General features: G+C 55.2%; 7 protein-coding genes. All 7 read right to left on the bottom strand.

Going from position 1 to position 8,105, the window contains the following annotated elements; genetic code table 11:
- Positions 1-392 precede the first annotated feature (392 nt).
- A complete protein-coding gene (locus tag SMD27_RS24245) occupies positions 393-626 on the bottom strand; it encodes a hypothetical protein (RefSeq protein ID WP_407651942.1) in 234 nt (77 codons plus the stop codon).
- Positions 627-2,299: 1,673 nt separating this feature from the next.
- Complete coding sequence (locus SMD27_RS20805) at positions 2,300-3,358, bottom strand: hypothetical protein (RefSeq protein ID WP_320510368.1); 1,059 nt, start codon at positions 3,356-3,358, stop codon at positions 2,300-2,302.
- Between the two features lie 403 nt (positions 3,359-3,761).
- Complete coding sequence (locus SMD27_RS20800; protein WP_320510367.1) at positions 3,762-4,196, bottom strand: hypothetical protein; 435 nt, start codon at positions 4,194-4,196, stop codon at positions 3,762-3,764.
- A 354-nt stretch (positions 4,197-4,550) separates the two neighbouring features.
- Positions 4,551-4,817, bottom strand: a complete 267-nt coding sequence (locus SMD27_RS20795) for a hypothetical protein (RefSeq protein WP_320510366.1) — start codon at positions 4,815-4,817, stop codon at positions 4,551-4,553.
- Between the two features lie 143 nt (positions 4,818-4,960).
- Positions 4,961-5,671: a DUF4410 domain-containing protein gene (locus tag SMD27_RS20790; protein WP_320510365.1), complete on the bottom strand. Its 711-nt coding sequence runs from the start codon at positions 5,669-5,671 to the stop codon at positions 4,961-4,963.
- A 64-nt stretch (positions 5,672-5,735) separates the two neighbouring features.
- A complete protein-coding gene (locus tag SMD27_RS20785) occupies positions 5,736-7,037 on the bottom strand; it encodes an HlyD family secretion protein (protein ID WP_320510364.1) in 1,302 nt (433 codons plus the stop codon).
- The gene (locus SMD27_RS20780; protein WP_320510363.1) at positions 7,037-7,372 is read right to left on the bottom strand and encodes a DUF3302 domain-containing protein; all 336 of its coding nucleotides are present in this window, start codon (positions 7,370-7,372) and stop codon (positions 7,037-7,039) included. The genes SMD27_RS20785 and SMD27_RS20780 overlap by 1 nt, the downstream gene beginning before the upstream one ends.
- Between the last annotated feature and the right edge of the window lie 733 nt (positions 7,373-8,105).

The following is an 8,105-nucleotide window of genomic DNA, read 5'->3' as shown; positions in this document are numbered from 1 at the left end:
GTACCTATCCCGCTAAAACCGGTTGGACGAGGCGCTTGCGAGTTCTGCCGAGGTTCGGGCGACGCCCAGACGTCCCCTGCCGAAGATGGCTGAGGAACCAGATCGATAACGGATGACATCCCAGGTGCCGCTTCTGGCGATGTTTTACTCCTTAGAACGGAGTGGGATGGTAGCGGCGCTTCTCGCCGCAGAAGTGCCATCGCTTCCTGCAGCTTTCCTTCTCGGGTCAAGCGAGTAACTTCGCCCATGTCTATTTTTGATAAAGGCTTCATAATGTGCTCCAGGAATCAGTAAAAAAAGGGCGCTTTGCCGGCCTATCAGAGTTTTCAGTGCCCCTCACGACCGCCTAGGGTGCACCGATGTTTATTGAGTGCGGTCGCCCAGCGCGGCCTTTACCGCTGGACTAACTTGCAAGGCATCCAGGACATGATTGAGGCAAACGTTTCTTTGGCCGTTTGGATCGGAACGTCAGGCGCAATTAAAGCAAGCCCGAGGACCAGAATGCGAATGGTCGTGCCGGCTTCACGTAGCGCCTCGAGATATTGTCCGCTGTAATAGCCCAACCCTAGATCAAGCTGATGTCCTGCAACACATTGCGTTCGGCCACCCCCGACCGGGAGGTTCAAATCGCTCCATAGAGCCCCTCTCAATGGGTTTAACCGACATCAACTAATATATCCAAAAAGAGTTCCAAGCCGATCGCCGTTTCAAGGTCATTGCACCGAGGAGTGAAGCCAAAAGAAAGTGAGACTAGATTAGGCGAACAGCATCTGGCGCTTCAGACGCGGCGCCGACACGTTGGGACATGAACATGCTCATGATTCAATCTTCCATTCGATGATTTCTTATCGCCATCATCATTGCGGCGATTGCTTTGCAGCGTGTCGATGGATGGCAAGCAGATCCTCATTACCCATGCGGGTGGTGATCCGGCGATCTTCTTGCCCTTACACCGCTAACCCAGAGCCACTTAATTCAATAGCCCCAAAAGGAACCTTTGGACGAGAGACACCTTACTGTGGCCAAGCAATCGCACAGACGAGCCCAACCATGAGCGGAGCAAAGCGCAAGAAAGTCTTAGTCGTCGAGGACGAGTTTTTAGTCCGAATTGTCGAGAGAGTTGCTTGATGACTGCGGCTATGAACCCATCGAAGCGCTCTCTCCCTGGCAAGATCGGAACCAGGCATAGAGTCCGTCATGGAGAAGTCTCATAGCCAGCGGGCCCATATTCTTGCCGCACAGCGCCGGGCGGCGCTACACCGGACAGTAGTTTGACCTGGATCAACGCGCCTTTGCGGCATTATATGGAAAGATAATACAGATGTCAGAAGTGGACTTATGCTCTGCGTAAGTTGCTGAACTTGTGGAAAGGGCTGCGTGGCGGACCCAGGGTTCGGTGGCTATCGAGGATGGATAAAGCGTGCCTGCGAAGTCTGGCCACATTTTCGATATCTTGACGGGAGGCACCGCGGTCGCGGGAATTGGCTTCTTGGTTTGGCTTGAGATCGCCACCGCCTCCACGCCAGCCGCAGCCGAAGTGTCAATCCATGAATTCGCGACCTTGCTGACTGTCCTCTTCGGCGCTGTCGCTGCACTCTGGTGGAACCAGTCTGCGCGACTCCCCGCCACGCCGCCCGAGGCACCAACGGCGGGTTCCCAATCCCGAGCGGATGGCAACATCTTGAACGGTGCCGCTGCGACCTTCACGATGCTCAGCCTTTTCTGTAGCGTTTTTGCCGGATCTCCATGGAGGTCTCCGGCCTCTCTGCTGAGTGCGGCCGCTACTCTGATAGTGCTTGCTTTTGCGGGACGTGAGATGCGGCAAGCCGCCTCTATTACTCTGCGGCAACGTCCACTTCTCCGAGAAATCTTTGTCGTGGCTCTGGTGATCGTGGCTGGCGCTACCCTGCTTTGGCGCCTTTTGACATAACTGGATCGTCTCCTTTCGCGGAAATACGATTCCGCTCGCAAGAGGCTGCGCGAGAGCAGTTCGCTCCCGGACTTTCTCATGCCATTGCGAGCGACGGCTGCAGTCTTCGCCGGCATGGTGTCCGAGATCTGCAGCAGATCATTGACCCATCGCTGTGCTTCAGGTCAAAAAAATGGGAAAGCGCGCGTGGCGCGTACCTCGACAATGACGTTCGCTCACACTGCTTAGCGGCCGGGCCTCAATTCGTCGAAGCAAGTCGCCGATTGGGATGATGCTGGGACGCTGTACCGTTTTTGTCGCACATGAAGTAGAAGACCTAATCTCGTCGATGGTAAGAAAAACCGAAAACGATCAGCCATCCACTAAACTTCAGCTTCGCTTTCCGGCGCGCCCAATTTTTGCGTTCTGCTTTGCAACGTTTACCGCAGGCTTCTCACATTCAAAGACTGCCGTATCTCCCTGTGTCCGAAGATTACCCAGTGGGGAGGCGCAATCGTTTTTCACCGAAGCCAAAATCTGTTGCGCGATGGCCGCCTGCACGCCGATCAGGTTTTCGGCGGTTAGACTTTTTTGAATGTACCAAGATCGCAAGTATTGGCCGGTTCGTGCGTCCATTAGAAACACAGCAACCCGCATATTGTATCCTTCAACATGGACGGAGCCGCCCAGTGCATAATCTGACGTTAGACCCGAATGGGTAGGCATATTGGTCTGATTAGGTTCCAGGCCGAATATTGCTACCTGGGGCAGTTGAGTTAGCGCGAGTGCGACATCGTAGGTGAGGCTGCGAGCGACGAATGAGTACTTCGAATCTCCGCTGGTATCTTCAAATGGAATGATGACCAGAGATGGCACGCCTTGGGCGCTGAGACTGCTTAAGGAGCCAGCGTATTTCATTCCGCAATAGCCAATAACGACGCCGATAACCAAACTCAGAGCACATAAACAAAGTGGAAGTCGCGATATGCGTCCAGGCCGTGAGACGCGAGGTATGGAAGGCATATCAGCGTCAGGTGTAGGCGGCGTTTCTTGAGAGCGACATGCTTTATAGCGGAAAGTGGCCACATACGATCCTTTAGGTATCGCGATACGAATCCGATCGCTCTGGCCGTCAGTCAGATAATAGTGCTCTAACGAGCGACGGAGGCGGCTCGCCTCAATACGCACGATCGGATCCGTCATCGGATCGAAGTCTTCAGTACGGTCAAAAGCAGCTAACGCGATGGTGTAGGCCTTTATGCGATCCGCACGGCCCTCCAACGTCTCCTCAACGACATAGGTCAAGAATCGACGGTTTCGCTCTGACGTCTGGAGCGCGCTGTGTTTAAGCAGGGCCTCCAGATATTCCCTAACTTCTTTGTTGCTAGGGACCGTCGAGGCGAAGCCGCAAGGTTCATTGGAATTTTCGAGGGCATGATCTGGATGCATGGTCCACTTCCGATCAGAAGCCCATGGCCAGCCCGAAGACCGCCATGCGTGAACGCCGGCGTAATAATTCATAGAGTTCGACAGAAGAGCGCATTTCTAAGATTACCGACTGGCTCCCGCCAGCAGGATTGGCAGCACCATCGCTTTACCGTGGCATCACTCGGCACCGCAAGCGAGGCACCTTACATCAAGACTGAAGAACGTGGGGCGGGGTTCGGATGGGCCATTTCTATTACCCCAACGCACATCAGAGTTTAGCTTACCATACTAATTCACCGCTCAGAAGGCGCTAACGTTAATCGACCGATCCATCCCCGGTCGGCCACCGGTTGCCGCACTCGTTCGTGCTCAGGTAGCAGGAGCGCTTTTACGCCATCTGGTCAGAACCCGACGCCAAATCCGCTCAGTGATCCCAAACCAGGAACACGCCTACGCGTCCTGGCTTACTTCCAGGATAGTCGAGGACCTGGGCTGTGAGCCTGAAACCGAGCGGCTTCAACTCCTTTAGGGAGTATTCATGGGCCTTCTTGGCAAAGCCCTCGAGGGATAGGGGCCAATCGGATTCCAGATTATTGATGCGCCGCCCGTTTTCATTGCAATATGTCGCAGGAAATTCGATCACCAGAACTTGTCTAATACCTTGTTCGGCAGCGCGACGCACCGCCGCGTTTATCCGCGTTTTTGCCTCAGGATGGATTTCCCGCGATATGAATATTTCGCGGAGCGATTGCTTTTCGTCTTCATCGCGCTTCGTAAAATCCGTAGCCTTCTTGGTTTCCGTCAACTCGGCTTCCTGATGGATCTTCGTCAGATCCTGTGGTCGCAGCAGATTGGTCATGAACCTTCCGAGCCGCCACCGGATATCGCGAGGTAGTTATATCGCCGTGTGCCGTCCGGAAGTGTATCGTAGTTCTCGGGCGTCTCCGCCAAATATGCCTGGCGGATGGCCTTCCGCATTGGTTCGGGGGTCGTCAGCGGGACGTAGCGGATGCCCTCATACCCAGCGATGGATGGATTGTCCTGAACGTCCAACGGTGCGGGGTTGCGAAACAGTGTCGAGCAAGCTGTTAGTGAAAGGGCAAGAAAAGCCATATGCAGAGTAAGAAGCACCTTTTTTTGACAAATGGACAGGCTCTGCTCAATGCTGGCGATCGCTGTTGTGGCCAACCTTTCGGCATGACTCGCCCCATCATCACCCCTCATCTCCCCGGCGGAAAGTTAGTAGCTCACATTCCAGCTCTTTCTCCAGCTCCGCGACGAGAACGCGATACTCCTCTATCTTTTTTTCGTCCTGCGCAAGATTCCTCGCCGTAAGAAGCCCCAACGCTTGCACCGCTATGCCATAATCCTCACAAGCGCTCCGAAAACTTTCACTTTTCATAGCCAGACGCAGTACTTCATCAGCCCAGTCGGGGAAAAGCTTGCAAACCCGACCGATATGTTTGGTCGCTTCTGACAAGTCCTAAGCTCCTGATCCGTAGAAGTACATTTGTGGGCCGGAAGTTTTCCTCCGCACAACGTCCAACAGCCAGATGATCGGCATTATGATAGGAAGGGTCCTCCTAAGGTGCCTGTGAAGACGCAATCGTAGACATGGGTTCCTCAGCCGTGAATCCATCCTCGTGCCTCCATTCGGGGCTTCAGGAGTTCGACAATTGCCTCGGCCGTGTCTTCAGCGGCCTTTTGGACCTCAGTATTTATCTCGGAGACGACCCCTATGCCGGTCTGAATTCCAAACGCGGCAGCGGGAGCAGAAAGCGCAGCGCTAATCGGCATGGTCGCTGCCAAGCCTGGCTTCTTAGAGCTCTCGGCACTCACCTCGGCTTCGCCCACGACGGTTTTTTGACCACTGGAAATATAGTAGGCTTGGACGAGTGCGCGGACTTCGGTGCCACCTGATCCAAACCCGATAATCATGCGCTTGAATGCGCTGCCTTCGTCGATCGTGACGAACTGTCCTTCGATCGCATAAAGATTGGTTCCAGCAGGCGGCGCACCATGCCAACGGGTGGCCGGTAGACCTAGGTCGCGCAGACGACGAGCGACGTCGTCGGCGACGATCGAGGCCACCTCACGTTCTAGCCGTTCCTGTTCCGCGCTTTCTCCAGCCGCATCTCCAGCTCCATTCAATTCGCCTGCCGCAGCGCTCTCTGGCGATACCTCCGATGGTGAAATAGCGAAGTCGTACACCAAGATTCTAGAGGGATAGGGGAGCCGCATGTTGGCTCCATTTGATTTGGTAATATCGGCATCGGTTGATGCGCATCCCGCGAGGACCAGACCCATCACTAACGCGATCGGAATTCGAAACATCTCTTTTCTCCTTTTGGACGCTACGCCCGCTTTTTCGGCTATTGCTGGCTTGGGCCTTCCTAAATCAGGGCAGGAACAGATAATTTTCCCAGCTTTTAATCCGGAGAATGATTTTGCGGATGATGGCAAGCACGTGAACGTGCTCGGTGTAGATCGCCGTCGTCGCCTGTGCGCCCCCCGGTAGCTTTAACTCGGCGATATCGGCGCCGTAATCAAATACGACCGGTATGCGGCCCGGTGCGGTCGCCGCGGTGGCCGTGCGAAGCTGGCCACCCGTTGTAAATTGACCTTCCGCGGTGGTCGCCAATAAGTGGCTCACCGTCGCCTTGAATATCTTGCCGGGATAGGCTTTGAAGGCGATCTCGGCTTCAAGGCCTGGCTTCAAGTCGACGATCACGTTCTGCGGGAATGTCGCAACCAGCGTCGGTTGCTCGTCATGAACGAAGACCATGACCGGGGCTAACGGCAGCGTGGTCGTCATCTGGCCCGGCCGCAACGCCAACTGGGTCACATATCCATCGGCAGGCGCTCGGACGGTTGTCGCATCGAGCCGCCAGCGGGCCAGCCCTAATTCGGCGACAACCTGTTGGACATCAGGATTAACGCCGTCACTTTGCGATTCAAGCTCGAGCCTGGCCTCTTCTTCCTGCGCTTGCGCCTGCCGGAGCCGCTCGCGAGCGGACTGGAGGCTTGCGCTGCCACCAGTAATAGCCTCTTCGGCCTGAGCCAGAGTGGCTTTTGCCTCTCGAAGCTGCGCTTCAAGCCGCTCGACTTGCTCGGCGACCTGCTCAAATTTCTGCCGCGAAATCGTACCTTTCTCGACCAGCTCCTTGTAACGGACGTAATCCTTACGGGCCAAAGATAGTTGCGACGAGACCTGCCCCATAGCTGCTTCAGCCTGGTCCCGCTGCTGCTGGGCCTGTCGGTCATATTCCGATTCAGAAGCCAATACATCGGCTTGCGCTTGGCTTCTGGCCGCTTCGGCAGCCTGCAGCCGCTTTTCCAGTTGGCTCAGGTTCGTATTGGCTGCCGCCAGCTTTGCTTCCAGCCGGTTAACCTCATATTTGTAGGGAGCCGGGTCGATCTGGAACAACACGTCGCCCTCTCGAAGAGGAACATTCCCGATAACCGGTACGGCTATCACTTGACCGCTTACCTGAGGAACAACCGGGGTTGTAACCGTATACAATCGGCCATCGGAAGAAGCTGGCTGGTACTTCAGAAGCAGCAGGCCCAGGATGCCAATCATCGCGATCCCGATCATGATCGCGGAGCATACCGTGTAGGCGTTAACAGGAATCAGGCGGAATTTCTTAAAGACCAACCAGCAGATCAAACCATACGTGCCAATGATCAGTTCGACCATCAGGCGATTTCTTTCTGATGCGGTGTCAGGGCTGCCCTCACGTGGGCGACCTCGGCCTCGAGCGTGCGTAGACGTTGCTCGATTAGGCTTTTCTCATCTCCTTCGATCTTCACTGACAGAGGCTTTGGCTTCATCACGGCCCAAATGAAGACTATCGGCCAGATCGCATGGAGTGTGAAAAGGCTAAGCCAGCAGGCGAGATGAATGGCCTCGACCTGTTCATGGTTGCGTTTTTTGGCGATCTGATAAGGGATGTCGTGGATATAAATGAATGTGTAAACGACAAGCGATATCCCGATGATCAGCATCGCGAGCGCAAAGTAGTTGAGGAACATAGTCGCCTCTTCCGTCACAGGAAGCCGCACCGGTCGTTTGGAATGCTGAAAGAATGCCGTGAATCGGAATGCTTTTGGAGGCACGTTACGGTAAGTGACCCGTTGCGAAATAGACCGGAACCGGTTGTTAGGGCACTATGATCAATGTGGGCAGCATGTAAAATGCCGCCCATGATGATATCCGAGCAGGTGTCAGGCGGCTGCGAAAGCCCGTGCGGTATTTGACGCGCTGGGGCAATCCAATGAATAGCGTCTATCAAGCTTCAATAAGGCTTGCGGCAGAACGACGGTTAACGCGAGCAGAGACCGCCACCGAGCGGCGAAAACCGGTTGCTACCGCCTGGATTACCCCATGGCGGCCACTTGCCCCTTGTCGATAGCGGCGCGGCTATCGGGAGATTGGGCCCCGACATTGTGTGGCATGTATTCTCGCCACAACCGATTCAGCGGGTGCCGACCGATGCGGTAACGAAACCACCGGCGCATTGACTCGGCGGCAAAGGGTTTTAATGGCCTGCAACTTCAGGCTGCTTCTCTAGGGATGAAGCGTTCCGATTGCTCTACGGGGACTGCACCCTCGCTCTGCATTTACTGACACAATTGCGGTTAATGAGCTGGCCAACGAGTTGGACCACCTTGTCGCATACCAAGTCATCCCGGAGGATTTGGCGCGTGAGCTTAGGAACGCAATAGGATCGAAGGGCGCTGAACGGCGCGTCCTGCAAGTCGTCCC

It is taken from the genome of Dongia soli (assembly GCF_034044715.1).
Taxonomy (GTDB): Bacteria; Pseudomonadota; Alphaproteobacteria; order Dongiales; family Dongiaceae; genus Dongia_B; species Dongia_B soli.
This window is presented reverse-complemented; position numbering and strand designations above follow the sequence as displayed.